The sequence below is a fragment of the Pseudoxanthomonas helianthi genome, assembly GCF_017939625.1.
Lineage (GTDB): Bacteria > Pseudomonadota > Gammaproteobacteria > Xanthomonadales > Xanthomonadaceae > Pseudoxanthomonas_A > Pseudoxanthomonas_A helianthi.
On sequence record NZ_JAGKTC010000001.1, the window covers coordinates 1,407,076 to 1,423,264 of the forward strand.

At 68.0% G+C, this 16,189-nt stretch carries 16 protein-coding genes; all 16 read left to right on the forward strand.

Going from position 1 to position 16,189, the window contains the following annotated elements; translation table 11 throughout:
- On the forward strand, nucleotides 1-1,662 hold the full coding sequence (oleC, locus tag J5837_RS06500) for an olefin beta-lactone synthetase (RefSeq protein WP_210535870.1): 1,662 nt from the start codon (nucleotides 1-3) through the stop codon (nucleotides 1,660-1,662).
- 28 nt (nucleotides 1,663-1,690) lie between these two features.
- Complete coding sequence (locus J5837_RS16540) at nucleotides 1,691-2,362, forward strand: endonuclease domain-containing protein (RefSeq protein WP_342345511.1); 672 nt, start codon at nucleotides 1,691-1,693, stop codon at nucleotides 2,360-2,362.
- Complete coding sequence (gene oleD, locus J5837_RS06510) at nucleotides 2,359-3,360, forward strand: 2-alkyl-3-oxoalkanoate reductase (RefSeq protein ID WP_210535871.1); 1,002 nt, start codon at nucleotides 2,359-2,361, stop codon at nucleotides 3,358-3,360. The genes J5837_RS16540 and oleD overlap by 4 nt, the downstream gene beginning before the upstream one ends.
- Nucleotides 3,361-3,504: 144 nt before the next feature.
- Complete coding sequence (locus J5837_RS06515) at nucleotides 3,505-3,666, forward strand: DUF1328 domain-containing protein (RefSeq protein ID WP_210535872.1); 162 nt, start codon at nucleotides 3,505-3,507, stop codon at nucleotides 3,664-3,666.
- An 84-nt stretch (nucleotides 3,667-3,750) separates the two neighbouring features.
- Nucleotides 3,751-4,380 carry a ubiquinone biosynthesis accessory factor UbiJ gene (locus J5837_RS06520; protein ID WP_210535873.1) on the forward strand — a complete coding sequence of 210 codons (630 nt, stop codon included), beginning with the start codon at nucleotides 3,751-3,753 and terminating at the stop codon, nucleotides 4,378-4,380.
- 8 nt (nucleotides 4,381-4,388) lie between these two features.
- Nucleotides 4,389-6,062, forward strand: coding sequence for a ubiquinone biosynthesis regulatory protein kinase UbiB (gene ubiB, locus J5837_RS06525; protein WP_210536171.1), 1,674 nt, complete (start codon nucleotides 4,389-4,391; stop codon nucleotides 6,060-6,062).
- Between the two features lie 6 nt (nucleotides 6,063-6,068).
- The gene (locus tag J5837_RS06530; RefSeq protein WP_210535874.1) at nucleotides 6,069-6,959 is read left to right on the forward strand and encodes a helix-turn-helix transcriptional regulator; all 891 of its coding nucleotides are present in this window, start codon (nucleotides 6,069-6,071) and stop codon (nucleotides 6,957-6,959) included.
- Entirely contained in the window at nucleotides 6,956-8,011 is a 1,056-nt protein-coding gene (locus J5837_RS06535; RefSeq protein ID WP_210535875.1) for a serine hydrolase domain-containing protein, read from the forward strand. The genes J5837_RS06530 and J5837_RS06535 overlap by 4 nt, the downstream gene beginning before the upstream one ends.
- A 41-nt stretch (nucleotides 8,012-8,052) precedes the next feature.
- Nucleotides 8,053-9,099: an NAD(P)-dependent alcohol dehydrogenase gene (locus J5837_RS06540; RefSeq protein WP_210535876.1), complete on the forward strand. Its 1,047-nt coding sequence runs from the start codon at nucleotides 8,053-8,055 to the stop codon at nucleotides 9,097-9,099.
- A gap of 2 nt (nucleotides 9,100-9,101) precedes the next feature.
- Nucleotides 9,102-9,806, forward strand: coding sequence for a pseudouridine synthase (locus tag J5837_RS06545; protein ID WP_425504820.1), 705 nt, complete (start codon nucleotides 9,102-9,104; stop codon nucleotides 9,804-9,806).
- A 138-nt stretch (nucleotides 9,807-9,944) separates the two neighbouring features.
- Nucleotides 9,945-10,379 carry an alternative ribosome rescue aminoacyl-tRNA hydrolase ArfB gene (gene arfB / locus J5837_RS06550; protein ID WP_210535877.1) on the forward strand — a complete coding sequence of 145 codons (435 nt, stop codon included), beginning with the start codon at nucleotides 9,945-9,947 and terminating at the stop codon, nucleotides 10,377-10,379.
- A 57-nt stretch (nucleotides 10,380-10,436) separates the two neighbouring features.
- The gene (locus J5837_RS06555; RefSeq protein WP_210536173.1) at nucleotides 10,437-11,021 is read left to right on the forward strand and encodes a lysophospholipid acyltransferase family protein; all 585 of its coding nucleotides are present in this window, start codon (nucleotides 10,437-10,439) and stop codon (nucleotides 11,019-11,021) included.
- A 297-nt stretch (nucleotides 11,022-11,318) separates the two neighbouring features.
- Complete coding sequence (locus tag J5837_RS06560) at nucleotides 11,319-12,368, forward strand: tetratricopeptide repeat protein (protein WP_210535878.1); 1,050 nt, start codon at nucleotides 11,319-11,321, stop codon at nucleotides 12,366-12,368.
- The gene (locus tag J5837_RS06565) at nucleotides 12,356-13,423 is read left to right on the forward strand and encodes a HEAT repeat domain-containing protein (RefSeq protein WP_210535879.1); all 1,068 of its coding nucleotides are present in this window, start codon (nucleotides 12,356-12,358) and stop codon (nucleotides 13,421-13,423) included. Before J5837_RS06560 ends, J5837_RS06565 begins: the two co-directional genes overlap by 13 nt.
- Nucleotides 13,420-14,907 (forward strand): glycosyltransferase family 2 protein, encoded by a 1,488-nt coding sequence (locus J5837_RS06570; protein WP_210535880.1) that lies wholly within the window; start codon nucleotides 13,420-13,422, stop codon nucleotides 14,905-14,907. Before J5837_RS06565 ends, J5837_RS06570 begins: the two co-directional genes overlap by 4 nt.
- Nucleotides 14,904-16,181, forward strand: coding sequence for a YaiO family outer membrane beta-barrel protein (locus J5837_RS06575; RefSeq protein WP_210535881.1), 1,278 nt, complete (start codon nucleotides 14,904-14,906; stop codon nucleotides 16,179-16,181). Before J5837_RS06570 ends, J5837_RS06575 begins: the two co-directional genes overlap by 4 nt.
- Nucleotides 16,182-16,189 lie beyond the last annotated feature (8 nt).

The window sequence follows — 16,189 nt, forward strand, 5'->3', positions numbered from 1 at the left end:
ATGAACGACGTCCCTGCCCGCGAGATCTGCAACATCGCCGCTGCGCTGCCGAAACTGGCGGCCGAGGCGCCGCAGCGCATTGCCATGCGGTGTGCCGACAAGCAGGGTCGCTACACGGTCGAACTGACCTATGCCCAGCTCGACGCGCGCAGCGATGCCATCGCGGCCGGGCTGGCGGATTACGGCATCGGCCGCGGCACGCGCACCGTGGTGATGGTGCGGCCGACGCCGGAATTCTTCCTGCTGATGTTCGCGCTGTTCAAGGCCGGTGCCGTGCCGGTATTGGTCGATCCGGGCATCGACAAGCGCGCGCTGAAGCAATGCCTGGACGAGGCCCAGCCCGACGCCTTCATCGGCATTCCCCTGGCGCAGTTCGCACGCATCGTGCTGGGCTGGGCGAAATCGGCGAAACGCATCGTCACCGTCGGCGCCCGCTGGGGCTGGGGCGGCACGACGCTGGCGAAGATCGAGGCGCAAGGCGCCGGCGCGGGCCCGCAACTGGCCGACACGCAGCCGGACGAAGTCGCCGGCATCCTGTTCACCAGCGGCTCGACCGGCGTGCCCAAGGGCGTGGTCTATCGCCACCGCCACTTCGTCGCCCAGATCGAACTGTTGCGCAACGCATTCGGTATGCCGGCCGGCGGCGTAGACCTGCCGACCTTCCCGCCGTTCGCCTTGTTCGATCCGGCGCTGGGCATGACTTCGGTGATCCCCGACATGGATCCGACCCGCCCGGCGCAAGCCGATCCGCGCAAGCTGCACGCGGCGATCCGTGCGTTCGGCGTGACCCAGTTGTTCGGCTCGCCCGCCTTGATGAAGGTGCTGGCCGATCACGGCGAAGCCTTGCCGGGCGTGCAGCGGGTCACCTCCGCCGGTGCGCCGGTACCGCCCGAGGTGGTGGCGAAGATGCGCGCGCTGCTGCCGGCAGGCGCGCAATTCTGGACGCCGTACGGCGCCACCGAATGCTTGCCGGTCGCGGTGATCGAAGGCCGCGAGTTGCAGGACACGCGCGTTGCCACGGAAGCCGGCGCCGGCACTTGCGTGGGTCGCGCAGTATCGCCGAACGAGGTGCGCATCATCCGCATCGTCGATGCGCCGATCGAGGAATGGTCGGACGATCTGCTCGTCGCGCGCGGCGAGATCGGCGAGATCGCCGTCGCCGGGCCAACCGCCACCGATGCCTATTTCAATCGCGAAGCGGCGACACGCGCGGCGAAAATCCGCGAACGCTTGTCCGACGGCGGCGAGCGCATCGTCCACCGCATGGGCGACGTCGGCTATTTCGACGGCGAGGGAAGGTTGTGGTTCTGCGGCCGCAAGACCCAGCGCGTCGAGACCGCAGGGGGTCCGTTGTATACCGAACAGGTCGAGCCGGTGTTCAACACCGTTCCCGGGATCCGTCGCACCGCGCTGGTCGGCGTTGGCGATTCCGGCGGGCAGCGACCGGTGCTGTGCTACGAAATGCGGGTGGAGGCGACGGAAGCGCAACGTAGCGATGTCATGGCTGCATTGCGCGGACGCGCCGCGCAATTCGCGCACACGGCAGGGATCGATATTTTCCTTTGCCATCCCGCTTTCCCTGTCGACATCCGCCACAACGCGAAGATAGGTCGGGAAAAATTGGCGGCGTGGGCGGCGCGGCAGATCGAGAAACGCGCCTGACAACTCTCCTGCCAAGGCAGGAGGCCGCTTGGTCGCCACAAATTCGGAATTTCCCGACAGACAGCATCCCGAAGCTCCGTTCAACATGATGCGGGTGGGAATGCCCCCTCCCCTTTCGCCGCAGGCGAAAGGGGAGGGTTGGGAAGGGGTGAACCCGGAGCCGATTTGCATGGATGCGATGAGAATTCGCGCGCGGCGATTGCGGAACAACGCGACCGATGCCGAGCGTCGGCTTTGGCAGCACTTGCGGCTGCGACAACTCGAGGGGCATCGCTTCCGCCGCCAAGTGCCGATTTCAGGCTACATCGTCGACTTTGCCTGCCCCGAGGCGAAGTTGATCATCGAGCTGGACGGTGGGCAACACCTGGAGCATGCGGCCTATGACGAACGGCGCACGCAAGCGCTGCGAGGTCTTGGCTATCGCGTGCTGCGCTACTGGAACGATGAAGTGTTGTTGCGGACAGACGACGTGCTGGAAGATATTCTGCGCGCGTTGGGGCGTGCCCGAACCGACGGCAAGGTCAAAAGCACCCCTCCTCGGTCCTCCCCTTCGCCTGCGGCGAAAGGGAGGAGGCACGGCAACAGCAACAGCAACAGCAACAGCAACAGCAACAGCAACAGCAACAGCAACAGCAACAGCAACAGCAACAGCAACAGCAACAGCAACAGCAACAGCAACAGCAAGGCAGGCGAATCATGAAGATTCTGGTCACCGGCGGCGGTGGTTTCCTGGGCCAGGCCCTGTGCCGCGGACTGGTCGAACGCGGCCATGAAGTCGCCAGCTTCAACCGTGGGCACTATCCGGCGCTCGATGCGCTCGGCGTGCGCCAGATCCGCGGCGACCTGGCCGACCGCGATGCGATGGTCGCTGCGGCCCAAGGTAGCGACGCGATCTTCCACAACGCGGCCAAGGCCGGTGCGTGGGGAAGCTACGACAGTTACCACCAGGCCAATGTCGTCGGCACGCAGAACGTGCTCGATGCCTGCCGCGTGCATGGCATCGGCAGGCTCGTGTACACCTCGACGCCGAGCGTGACCCATCGCGCGACCCATCCGGTCGAAGGCCTCGGCGCCGACGAAGTGCCGTATGGCGAGAACTTCCAGGCGCCGTACGCGACGACCAAGGCCATCGCCGAGAAAGCGGTGCTGGCGGCCAATGATGCGAACCTCGCCACCGTCGCGTTGCGCCCGCGCCTGATCTGGGGCCCGGGCGACCAGCAGATCCTGCCACGGCTGGTCGAACGCGCGAAGGCCGGGCGCCTGCGCATCGTCGGCGACGGCGACAACAAGGTCGACACCACCTACATCGACAATGCCGCGCAGGCGCATTTCGATGCGTTCGACCACCTTGCGCCGGGTTCGGCCTGCGCCGGCAAGGCCTATTTCATCTCCAACGGCGAGCCGTGGCCGATGCGCGATCTGCTGAACGCGTTGCTCGATGCGGCAGGCGCCCCGCGCGTGGACAAGACCCTGTCGTTCAAGGCGGCGTATCGCATCGGCGCAGTCTGCGAAGCGCTGTGGAAGACCTTGCCGCTGAAGGGCGAGCCGCCGATGACGCGCTTCCTTGCCGAGCAGCTGAGCACCGCGCACTGGTACAGCATGGCGCCGGCGCGGCGCGACTTCGGGTACGTACCGCGGGTCGGCATGGCACAAGGATTCGAGCGCCTGCGCGCCTGGTTGCGCGAGCATCCCGTGTAAACGCCGTTGACTGCCTGCTCACAAGGCTGAAGCGCCTGCGCCGGCATTCATTCGTGCTCACATGCTGGCAACCTGCCCGCGCAGAGCATGGTGCGTGGCCGATTCCCCGGCCGTCAGACCGGCTGCGTGCCAAAGGAGTCACCCATGCTGCGTTACGCCGTCATTTTCTTCGTCATTGCCCTGATCGCCGCGGTGCTGGGCTTCAGCGGGATCGCGGGTGCGGCTTCGAACATCGCCTGGATCCTGTTCGTCGTCTTCGTCGTGCTGGCGATCATCGCGCTGCTGCGGGGCAGAAGCGTGACCTGACGAGTGCGAAAGCGGCCGCCCTTCGCTGCGTCACGCAGCGTTGCGGCGGCCAAGAGACGGGGCCTTTGCCGCTAGAATGCCGGCATGGCTCCGTCCCCCCTAGATTCCCTCAAGCCGGTCGCCGGCCGCGCGCTGGAAACCGCGTTGAACCGCGCGCTGGCGTTGGACCCCGACACGCGCGATGCGTTGAAGCCGCTGGACGGCCGCCGCGTCGCGTTGGCGCTGGAAGCGCCGGCCGTCGCCCTGCAGATCCGGGTCGCCGGCGAGCGCCTGCAGGTCGGTCCGGTCGATGCGACCCAAGAGCCCGACCTGGCCGTGCGCAGCACGCTCGGCGGTTTGCTGGCCCAGTTGCCGTTCCTGAAACGCGACGACGCAGCGCCGGTCGGACGCGTGCGCGTATCCGGCGACGCCGAGCTGGCACGACGCCTGCAGACCCTCGCCGAGCGTTTCGATCCGGACTGGCAGCAACCTTTCACCGCGGTATTCGGCGACGTGGTCGGCGTGCAGGTGGCCAATGCCGCCCGCGGCGCCCTGCGGCAACTGCGCAACGCCGGTACCAATCTCGCGGAGAACGCCGCCGAATTCGTCGTCGAAGAATCGCGCGATGTCGTCGGCAAGGCCGAACTCAGCGCCTTCCACGACGATGTCGATGCCTTGCGCGACGACGTGGAACGGCTGGCCGCGCGCGTGCGCCGCCTGGGCGGTGGCGTATGAGCGGCAACCTGCGCGCCGCGTTGCGCGCCAGCAAGATCGGTCGCGTGGTGCTGCGCTACCGGCTCGACGCCCTGCTCGACGACACTCCGGCCGAGCGCTGGCTCAACCTGGCCAAGCCGTTCGTGCCGCGGGCTTCCGCGGAAATCGCCGCGTTGCCGCGCGGCGCGCGCCTGCGCCTGGCGTTGCAGGAACTGGGACCGATCTTCGTCAAGTTCGGGCAGATCCTGTCCACCCGCCGCGACCTGGTGCCGCCGGACATCGCCGAGGAACTGACCCTGTTGCAGGACCGGGTCAAGCCGTTCGACGGCGAAACCGCGCGCCGCATCGTCGAGCAGGCGCTGGGCCGGCCGATCGACGCCGCCTTCGCCCACTTCGACACCTCGCCGCTGGCATCGGCCTCGATCGCGCAGGTGCATGCGGCCACGCTGCAGCCCGATGCGAACGGCGCGGCGCGCGAGGTCGTGGTCAAGGTGCTGCGCCCGGGCATCGAGAAACAGATCGCCGCAGACATTTCGCTGCTGAAGTCCGCCGCCGCGCTGGTCGACCGCACCCATCCCTCCGCCGACAAGATCCGCCCGCGCGAGATCGTCGCCGAGATCGAAACCACGCTGGCCGCCGAACTCGACCTGCAGCGCGAAGGCGCCAACGCCAGCGTGATGCGCCGGCTGTGGAAGGATTCCGACGACCTGTACGTGCCGGAGATCGTATGGACGCACACGGCCGAGCGCGCGCTGACCATCGAGCGGGTGCGCGGCATTCCGTCGGACGATATCGCCGCGCTGGATGCGGCCGGCATCGACCGCAAGGCGCTGGCGTCGAAGGGCGTGCGGGTGTTCTACACCCAGGTGTTCCGCGACAACTTCTTCCACGCCGACGCGCACGCCGGCAACATCTGGGTCGATGCGGATCCGGCGCGCAAGGCCAACCCGCGCTTCATCGCGCTCGATTTCGGCATCATGGGCCAGCTCTCGGCCGAGGACCAGTACTACCTCGCCGAGAACTTCATGGCCATCTTCAATAAGGATTACCGGCGCATCGCCGAACTGCACGTCGAGGCGGGCTGGATGCCGGCGACGGTGCGCATCGATGAGCTGGAAGCGGCGGCGCGCGCGGTGTGCGAACCGTACTTCACCCGGCCGCTGTCGGAGATCTCGCTGGCCGAGGTGCTGGTCAAGCTGTTCCGCACCGCGCAGCGCTACGAACTGACCCTGCAGCCGCAACTGATCCTGCTGCAGAAGACCCTGTTGAACATCGAAGGCGTCGGTCGCCAGCTCGATCCGCAACTGGACATCTGGGCGGTGGCCAAGCCGGTGCTGGAACGCATCCTGGTCGAAAGGTACAGCCCGCAGAACGTGATGCGCGAGCTGCGCAAGCGCCTGCCCGAGATCATGACCCACACCCCGGAGATGCCGCGGCTGGTGCATGGCTGGCTGAAGCAGCAGGTCGAAGGCCGCCATGAACTGGCGATGCGTTCGCAGGACCTGCAGGAACTGGCGCAGACGATGAAGCGCCTGGAGCGCCGCACCATCACCGCGATCCTCGGCGCCGCGCTGCTGATCGTCGCGGCGGTGCTGTATGGCCTGGGCAGCGGGGGTCCGCATTTCTTCGGCGTGCCGGTGTCGTCGTGGATCGCCGGGGTCGGCGGCCTGTGGGCCTTGCTCGCGGCGTGGCCGCGGCGCTAGTCGCGCATGCGCTTCGCGCCCGGCCACTTTCTCGGCGACCGCCACCTGCGCCGGCGCGTAGCCGGCATCGAACTGGCCGACATGCGGCCGACCGTGCCGCGCCACGAGGTGCGCACGCATACGCATGAGGAAGCGCACCTGCTGGTGCTGCACAGCGGCGCCTACCTGAGCAGTGCGCGCGGCATGCCGGAGGTCTGCACCGAACCGGTGGTGATCCTCAATCCGCCCGGCACCCAGCATCGCGACTGTTTCTATTCGCTGGACGGCGCGCGCTTCCTGACCCTGTCGCTGGACGACGCGTTATGGCGCGGGGTCGCCAATGCCAGGCCGTTGTCGGCGCAGGCCGTGCGCCTGTCGGCGCTGGCACTGCCGGCCGCGTATCGGGCTTGGCGCGCCTTGCTGGATTTCGACGATGCCTCGGCGCTGGCGATCGAGGCCGAAGTGCTGGAGTTGCTGGCGCGCGCGTCGACGCGGGACGGCGAGCCTTCGCCCGAAGCCGCCGCGGGCTGGCTGCAGCGCGCCCGCGAGCGCCTGCACGACGATGCCGGCAACGTGCCGGGCATCGCCCAGCTCGCGCGCGAAGCGGACCTGCATCCGGTCTATTTCGCCCGGGCGTTCCGCCGCGCCTTCGGTTGCTCGCCCGGCGATTACCTGCGCCGGCGGCGGGTGGAACTGGCGATCTCAGCGGTTTGCGCCGGGCGTTCGCCCCTGGCCGAGATCGCGCTGGGTTGCGGCTATGTCGACCAGAGCCACATGACCCATGCGCTGCGCCGCGACACCGGGATGACCCCCCGCGCCCTGCGTCGGCTGGGCCGGCTGGAGGTTGCGGATCTGCAAGAACGCCGGCGCCGGCGCCTGCAGACTGCCGGCTTCGCCGAACTGGACGCCATCGCATGATCCGCCGCCTGTTGCTCGCCTGCCTTGCCTTCGCCGTTGCGCCGGCCTCGGCCGCGGACGATCCCCGTTTCGACGCGCTGGACAAGGCGATCCGCGCCGGCGACTACAAGCACATCACCAGCGTGCTGGTCGCGCGCGACGGCAAGCTGGTCCACGAGGCGTATTTCGACGAGGGCGGCGCGCAGGCGCGGCGCAACACGCGCTCGGCGACCAAGACCGTGGCCGGCATGCTGGTCGGCGCGGCCATCGCCGACGGCAAGCTGCCGAACGCGCAGGCGCCGGTGCTGCGCTACCTGCGCTACAAGCTGCCGGTGGAAAACCCGGATCCGCGCAAGGACGCGATCACGGTCGAGGACCTGATGACCATGTCCTCGCTGCTGGAATGCGACGACGAGAACCAGTTTTCGCGCGGCAACGAGGAACGCATGTACCTGGTCGAGGACTGGGTGAAGTTCTACCTCGACCTGCCGATCCAGGGGTTCCCGGCGTGGATGCCGAAGCCGAAGGATTCGCCGCACGGGCGCAGCTTCCGTTATTGCACCGCCGGGGTGACCACGCTCGGGGCGGTAGTGCAGTCGGCGGTGGGCGAACCGCTGCCGTCCTACGCGCAGCGCCGCCTGTTCGCGCCGCTCGGCATCGAAGCGCCGGAGTGGCAGTACTCGCCGCTCGGGCTGGCGCAGGCGGGTGGCGGCCTGGGCCTGCGCAGCCGCGACCTGCTCGCGCTGGGCCAGCTCTACCTCGATGGCGGCATGCACGGCGGCAAGCGCGTGTTGCCCGCGGAATGGGTCGCGGCCTCGGTGGCGGCGCACGCCAAGGCCAACGACGACATGGATTACGGTTACCTGTGGTGGCTGATGCGCTGGCCGGTGGGCGACGCGACCTGGCGCTCGTACGCGATGAACGGCACCGGCGGCAACAGCGTGCAGGTCTTCCCCGAACAGCGCCTGGTGATCGTGGTGACCACGACCAATTACAACGAACGCCAGCCGCACCAGATCACCGGAAAACTGCTGAACGCATTGTTGCCGCTGCTGGTGCTGCCGGCGCGCTGAGACAGGCGTATCGTTCGGGTCCCTTTCCCTCAGGAACCCGCATGACCACCAAGGCCTATGGCGCGCACGCCGCCGACCAGCCCATCGTCGCCATCGGCATCGAGCGCCGTGCGCCGGGGCCGCGCGACGTGCAGATCGAGATCGCCTACTGCGGCATCTGCCACTCCGACCTGCACACGGTGCGTTCGGAATGGGCCGGCACGCGGTACCCCTGCGTGCCCGGCCACGAGATCGTCGGCCAGGTCAGCGCGGTCGGGGCCGAGGTGAGCGGATTCAAGGTCGGCGACACCGTCGGCGTCGGTTGCATGGTCGGCAGCTGCCAGCACTGCGCGGCCTGCGACGAGGGTCTGGAGCAGTACTGCGAGAAGGGCTTCATCGGCACCTACAACGGGCCGACCGCCGATGCCCCGGGCCACACGCTGGGCGGATACTCGCAGCGCATCGTGGTGGACGAAGGTTTCGTCCTGCGCATCCGCCATGCGCAGGACCAGCTGCCGGCGGTGGCGCCGTTGCTGTGCGCCGGCATCACCACGTATTCGCCGTTGCGCCACTGGAACGTCGGCCCCGGCAGCAAGGTCGGCATCGTCGGCATCGGCGGACTGGGCCACATGGGCGTGAAGCTGGCGCATGCGATGGGCGCGCACGTGGTTGCGTTCACCACCTCCGAGAACAAGCGTCAGGACGCGCGCGACCTCGGCGCGGACGAAGTCGTGGTGTCGCGCAACCCGGCCGAGATGAAGGCGCATGCCGGCAGCTTCGATTTCATCCTCAACACGGTCGCGGCCAGCCATTCGCTGGACGCGTTCACCAGCCTGCTCAAGCGCGACGGCACCCTGGTGCTGGTCGGCGTGCCCGAGCACCCGCACCCGACCCCGAACATCGGCAACCTGATCTTCAAGCGCCGCGCCATCGCCGGTTCGCTGATCGGCGGCATCGCCGAGACCCAGGAGATGCTGGATTTCTGCGCAGAGAAGGGCATCGTCAGCGACATCGAAATGGTCCGCGCGGACGCCATCGATGCCGCCTACGAGCGCATGCTGAAGGGCGACGTGAAATACAGGTTCGTGATCGATTGCGCGACGATTTGAGCGTGGAAGACACGCAGGCTTTGCGGGTGCTGCACGTCGACGACGCGCTGGCCGTGGTCGACAAGCCGGCCGGATTGATGGTCCACGATAGCAAGCTGGCGCGCGGCGAAACCGACTTCGCCGCCGACCGGCTGCGCGAACAGTTCGGCAAGCCGGTGTTCCTGGTGCACCGGCTCGACCGCGCGACCAGCGGCTGCCTGCTGCTGGCGTTCGACCGCGACACCGCCTCGGCGCTGGGCAAGACGCTGATGTCCGGCGACTTCGACAAGGAATACCTGTCCGTGTGCCGCGGCTGGCCGGAGGAAAGCTTCGTCGTCGACCATCCGCTCGACGGCGGTCCCGGCAAACCGGAGAAGAAGCCGGCGCTGACCCGCTTCACCCGGCTGGCGACCGGCGAACTGGACGCGCCCGGTTCCGGTTTCGACACGTCGCGCTATGCGTTGCTGCGTTGCGAACCGCAGACCGGCCGCTTCCGCCAGATCCGCCGCCACCTGAAGCATGTGTCGCACCACCTGATCGGCGACACCAGCCATGGCGACGGGCGCCACAACCGCAATTTCCGCATGCTCGGCGTGCACCGGATGCTGCTGCATGCGCGGCGGCTGGGTTTCATCCACCCCGCGACCGGGGAGAAATTGCGGGTCGCGGCGCCGGTGGACGCGGAATGGCAGAAGGTGCTGGACCGCTTTGGCTGGTCGCTGGACTGAACGGTGTGGGAGCCTTTGTGGGAGCGGCCTTGGCCGCGAATGCTTCTTCGATCCCCCACCCGAAAGCATCCGCGGCCAAGGCCGCTCCCACAAAAGCCGCTCCCACGGATTTCATGCTTCCTGTCTACAATGCCGGCCATGGGGAGCGGCCCTTTGCAGATCAATCCGAAGCTGACCATACCCGACGACGAGCTGGTCGAACGCTTCGTGCGCGCCAGCGGTGCCGGCGGGCAGAACGTCAACAAGGTGTCCACCGCGGTGGAACTGCGCTTCGACGTGGCCCATTCGCCATCGCTGCCGGAACCCCTCAGGGCGCGCCTGCTGGCCCGGCGCGACCGCCGGCTGACCGACGATGGCGTCCTGGTGATCGACGCGCAACGCTTCCGTACCCAGGATCGCAACCGCGAAGATGCGCGCGAACGCCTGGCCGCGTTCATTACCGCCGGCCTGTCGGTGCCGAAGCCGCGCGTGGCCACCAAACCCTCGCGCGCGGCCAAGGCGCGCCGGCTGGACGCCAAGCGCGAACGCGGCGAAATCAAGCGCGGCCGTTCCGGCAAGGGCCATTGGGAGTAGGGCTTGGACGGATACGATTCCACCCCACCCGGCAGCATCCCGGCGATCCCGCCGAACATGCCGCAGGTGCCGCCGAACCGCTTCACCCGCTGGCTGGGGCGCAGCTTCCTGCGCGTGTTCGGCTGGAAGGTGGTCGGCACCTTGCCGGACATCCCGAAGCTGGTGCTGATCGTCGCGCCGCATTCGTCCAACTGGGACGGCATCTGGGGCATGGCGGCGAAGATCGCGCTGGGCTTCAAGGTGCGCGTGCTGGGCAAGGCGCAGCTGTTCTGGTGGCCGCTCGGCCCGTTGCTGCGCAAGCTCGGCGCGGTGCCGGTCGACCGCAGCTCGCCGCACGGCACGGTGGAACAGGCGGTGGCGCTGATCCGCGATTCGGACAGGATGTGGTTCGCCCTGACCCCGGAGGGCACCCGCCGCAAGGTGGAGCGCTGGAAGCCGGGGTTCTGGCACATCGCCCGCGCCGCCGGCGTGCCGGTGCTGCCGGCGTACTTCGACTATCCCAGCCGGACCATCGGCATCGGCCCGACCTTCGAGCTGGGCGAGGACATGCGGGCCGACATCGCCCGCCTGCAGCGCTGGTACGCCCCGTACCGGGGCCGCAACCACGACGTCGTTCAGCCTCCGACCCAAGAATGTCAGTAGCGTGACATTCACTCGCCCCTGACGTGACGTTAACTGACGCACCGCGTCAGTGTGATGGGCTGCACACTTAATGTGACATTGTTGACATAATAGCCGCCTGTCTGGCACGGGACTTGCGTCCATACGGCCAGCAGTTGCCGCGCTTGTCCATCGGCGCGGTATGACGGCACGGATCCAGCGACCCGCGCCAACAGGGGGCGGGTACCAGCGTTGCGGACGCAGCCGATCGATACCCGTGATTGCCCGGAGGCCGCCGATGGTTTTGCGGCATGGCGGGCTTTTGACAGCGTGCGGACCATGTACAAGCCAAGCAAGCGAATCGTCGTTGCGGTGCTGCTCCTGGGGGTGGTGCTGGGTACGTTCGGGGTCTGGGTGCTGCTGCACCCGGCCAGCATCTTCGTGCAGCCGTGGCGCGCGGAACGCGCGGCTTCGCCGGTCGACGGGGTGATGGTCGGCCCGTACCCGGTGGAGCAGGACTTCATCGAGCTGAAGAAGCGCGGGGTGACCACGATCATCAGCCTGCTGGAACCGAACGTGCCGTACGAAAAGGTCCTGCTGGACCAGGAACGCGAGCGCGCCGGGCGCTATGGCATGACGGTGCGGAACTTCCCGATGGGCAGCATCCTCGGGCAGAAGTTCGGCGACGCCTACGCGACCAACTCCAAGGCGGCGGCGCAGGCGGCGATCGACGCGCCGGGCGTGGCCTACATCCATTGCTACCTGGGCCTGCATCGTGCGCGCAACGTGCAGGAATACCTCGCCGCGCAGGTGAAGACCACCGCCTACGGCGGCAGCACCGCGGTCGCCAGCGCCGCCGACCTCGACAACGAACACATCGCCCAGACCGCCTTCGATGCGGGCGACTTCCCGCGCAGCCTGGCCGCGCTGGCGAAGATCCCACACAAGGGCCAACGCGCGGCGCGGCTGGAAGGCTGGAGCTACTACCGCCTGCGGCGCCTGCCGGAAGCGCGCGAGGCGTTCCAGACCGTGGTCCGGGCGTACCCGGAAGACAACGATGCGCAGGTCGGCCTGGCCTACGTCGAACTCGCCAGCGGAGAACTCGAGCAGGCCGAAGCCGCGTTCGCGCGCGTGCTGGCCGCGGACCCCGACGAGGTGTCGGCCATTACGGGCCTGGGCCACGTGCGCTACCGCCAGGGGCGCAGGGACGAAGCCCGGCAGCAGTTTTCCAGGGTGATCGAACTGGACCCGGGAAACGGGGAAGCGGACGAAATGTTGAAGCGGATCGACGGAACCGGCGCTTCGGCGCAGCGGGCCGCCGATGCGGAGCCGGCGCACGGTGCAGGCCGTGCCCGAAACGAAGAGGGGCGTGAATCATGGATTTCCTGAGTTCCAGTGAGGCCAGGCTGGTATTCGCCTTCTGGCTGGGCGTATGTGTGGTGATCGCGTCGCTGGTGTTGCTGGTCGCGATCCTGGTCATCCGCCAATGGGTGGCGCGCGGCGAACGCATCCACCGGCGCGCGGCGGAACAGTGGCGCAAGATCCTGGCCGAGGCCGCGACCGGCGCGCCGGTGACCGCGCCGAGCATGCCGCGCAGCGAAGAGCCCGGCTTCTTCGATGTATGGAACGAACTGCACGACGCGCCCGAAACCACGGTCGCCGCGCGCGCGGGCATGGCCCGGATCGCCGCCCAGGTTGGCCTGGAAGACCGGCTGAATCGCGCGATCGACCAGGGCGCTTTCCACAACCGGATCATGGCGATCATCGCCGCCGGCCACCTGAAGAGCGACAAGCCTTTCGACAAGCTGTCGCGCCTGCTGGGCGACAACAGCCCGATCGTCTCGCTCAGCGCCGCGCGGGCGCTGATGAAGATCGACCCGGAGCGCGCGGTGCGGCTGGTGGTGCCGAAGATCGTCGACCGCAACGACTGGGTCGACGGCGGCATCGCCCAGATGCTGGGCGAAGCGGGCCCGGCCGTGGTCGCGCCCGAACTGTCGATGACCACGCTGCAGGTCAACGACGGCGTCGCCTCGCGACTGGTGCGTTTCCTGGCCGGCATCGACCCGGAAGCGGCGATGCCGGTGATCCATCAGATCCTCGCCGAAGCGCACGACGAACACCTCGTTTCCACCTGCCTGCAGGTGATGAGCGACGGCACCGAACTCGATTCCGTGCGCAAGCTGCTGCGCCATCCGCGCTGGCACGTGCGCATGCATGCGGCCACCGCGATGGGCCGCTTCGGCGCGGCGCAGGACGCGCAGGCCCTGCAGCCGCTGCTGCAGGATTCGCAATGGTGGGTGCGCTACCGCTCGGCGCAGGCGCTGCGCAAGCTGGTCGGGGCCCGCGAGGAGCTGCAGCGCATCCGCGACGGCCTGAGCGACCGCTTCGCCCGCGACATCCTCGAACACGTGATCGCCGAACAGACCCTGGGAGCGGTGCGATGATCAACACGATCGTGCTTTCGGAAGGCACCAAGAACCTGCTGGAAGGCCTGCAGTGGGCGTTCTTCGCCTACTTCCTGTGCATCAACGCCGTGTACCTGGTGCTGAACTTCATCTCGATGGCGGGCATCCTGCGCTACACGCGCGAGCACATCGCCAAGTTCAGGATCCGCAACTTCGCCTCGTACCAGCCGCCGGTCACCCTGCTGGTGCCGGCGTACAACGAAGAGAAGACCATCGTCTCCACGGTCAATTCGCTGCTGCGCCTGGGCTACCCGGAGTTCGAGATCCTGATCGTCAACGACGGTTCCACCGACGACACCCTGAAGGTGGTTACCGAGGCCTTCGGGCTGAGCGAGTTCCCCGAAGCCTACCGCGACCGCCTGAAGACCCAGCCGGTGAAGCGGATCTACGCTTCGCAGGCTTTCCCGCGGGTGCGCCTGCTCGACAAGGTCAACGGCGGCAAGGCCGATGCCCTGAACGCGGGCATCAACGCGGCGCGCTACCCGCTGTTCTGCGTGACCGATGCCGACTGCATCCTGCAGCCCGACAGCCTGTCGCGCGTGGTGCAGCCGTTCCTCGAGGACGCGCGCACCATCGCCTCCGGCGGCGTGATCCGCGTGGTCAACGGCTGCAAGGTCAGGAACGGCATGCTGGCCGACGTCGAACTGTCGAACCGGCCATTGCCGCTGATGCAGACGGTCGAATACCTGCGCGCCTTCCTGTTCGGCCGGCTGGGCTGGTCGCCGATGAACGCGCTGCTGATCATTTCCGGCGCATTCGGCATGTTCCACAAGGAACGCGTGATCGCCGCCGGCGGCTACCGCAAGAAGCTGGTCGGCGAGGACATGGAGATGGTGGTGCGCATGCATGACCAGATGCGCAAGGAACGCCGTCCGTACCGCATCACCTTCGTCCCCGACCCGATCTGCTGGACCGAAGTGCCGGAAGACCTGCGCACCCTGTACAACCAGCGCGCGCGCTGGCAGCAGGGCCTGGCCGAGAGCCTGTTCGGCAACTGGCGGCTGATGTTCCGGCGCAAGGGCGGCATCGTCGGCTGGGTGGCGTACCCGTTCATGATGCTGTTCGAATGCATCGGCCCGATCATCGAGATCCTGGGCTACGCGTCGGTGGTCGTGCTGTGGCTGGCCGGCCTGCTGTCGGTGCAGGCGTTCTTCGTGTTCCTGTTCGCGGCCATCGGCCTGGGCATGCTGCTGTCGTTGAACGCGATGGTCCTGGAGGAGCTGTCGTTCCACCTGTATCCGCGCCCCGGCCAGCAGGTCAAGCTGTTCTTCGCCGCGATCCTGGAAAACCTCGGCTACCGGCAGATGGTGTCGATGTTCCGGGTGTTCGGCCTGTTCCGCTGGCTGGGTTCGCTGTGGCGTACCCGCTCCACCTGGGGACACATGCGCCGGCATGCGCGCTGGCAGGACAGCAGCGCGTCCACCGACGACAACAAATCAATTTCGCAAGGGATTTCGCCATGAGTCTGGTTCTTGCCGCGATGTTGCAGGCGGCTGCGTTGGCAGGGAGCGCGCCCGCGGCGGGTGCGGTGGCGCAGGACGCCGCGCCGGTCGAGGAAAGCTACGAATCGCAGTTCCAGCGTGCGCGCGCGCTGGCCACGTCCGGCGATGCGGCGCAGCGCGAACAGGCGCTGGCCCTGTACGCGGCGATGCTGGCGCGTTCGCCGGACAACACCGACGTGTTGCTGGCGCGCGGCCGCACCTATGCCTGGATGGGCCGCCACGCCGAGGCCGAAACCGATCTGAAGGCGGTGGTCGAACGCAAGCCGGACTACGCGGATGCGTGGTCGGCGCTGGGCGACCTGTACCTGTGGAGCGATCGGCCGGCCGACGCCGAAGCCGCGTACGCGCATTGGGTGGAACTGGCGCCGGACGAACCGGCCGCCCTGATCGCGCGCGGGCGCGCGCACCGCGCCGCGGGCGATCTGGCCGGTGCGCGTGCGGACTTCGATGCCGCGCAGGCGCACGGCGCCGATGCCGGCGAAGTGGCGCGCCTGCAGGCCAGCCTGATCATGCCGTCCGCCGCGCCGGACGCCATGATCGGCGGCGAATACCGCTGGCAGCTGCGCGGCGGCGTGGACCGGACCATGTTCAGCGGCAACCGCTCGGACTGGACCGACGCCGAGCTGTCGCTGCGCCGCCGTTTCTCGCGCGGTTCGCTCGCGCTGGAAACCCTGCGCGCGCATCGCTTCGACCAGAGCGACACGGCCTGGGCGCTGGACGGCTACGCTTCGCTGTGGTCGCGCGCCTACGGCAACGCGCGTTACCAGCGCGGACCGAGCGACGGCATCCTGCCGCGCGACGCATGGCGGCTCGAACTGTTCCAGGGCGTGGGCCAGGGCTGGGAACTGTCGGCCAGCATCGACCACCTGCGCTTCGATTCCGACACCGAGTTCTACGGCGTCGGCGTGGGTCGATATTTCGGCAACTGGTACGCGCGCTACAAGCTGCAGCACGTGCCGGGCGCCGGCTCGGGCAGCTGGAGCCATCGCGTGGTGGTGCGCAACTACTATCGCGGCGACGCGGACGATTACGTCGAGGTCAACGCCAGCACCGGGCGCAGCACCGACCTGGACCGCAACGGCGGCCTGGTGCGCGACAGCCATTACGCGGTCGGCGCGTCTTGGATGCATTACTTCCATCCGCAGTGGGGCTTCAAGCTGGGCGCCGGTTATGCCGACGATGCCGGCGGCTACACCGAGCAGGATGTGTCGTTCTATCTGTACCACCGCTGGTGAAGCGGGGC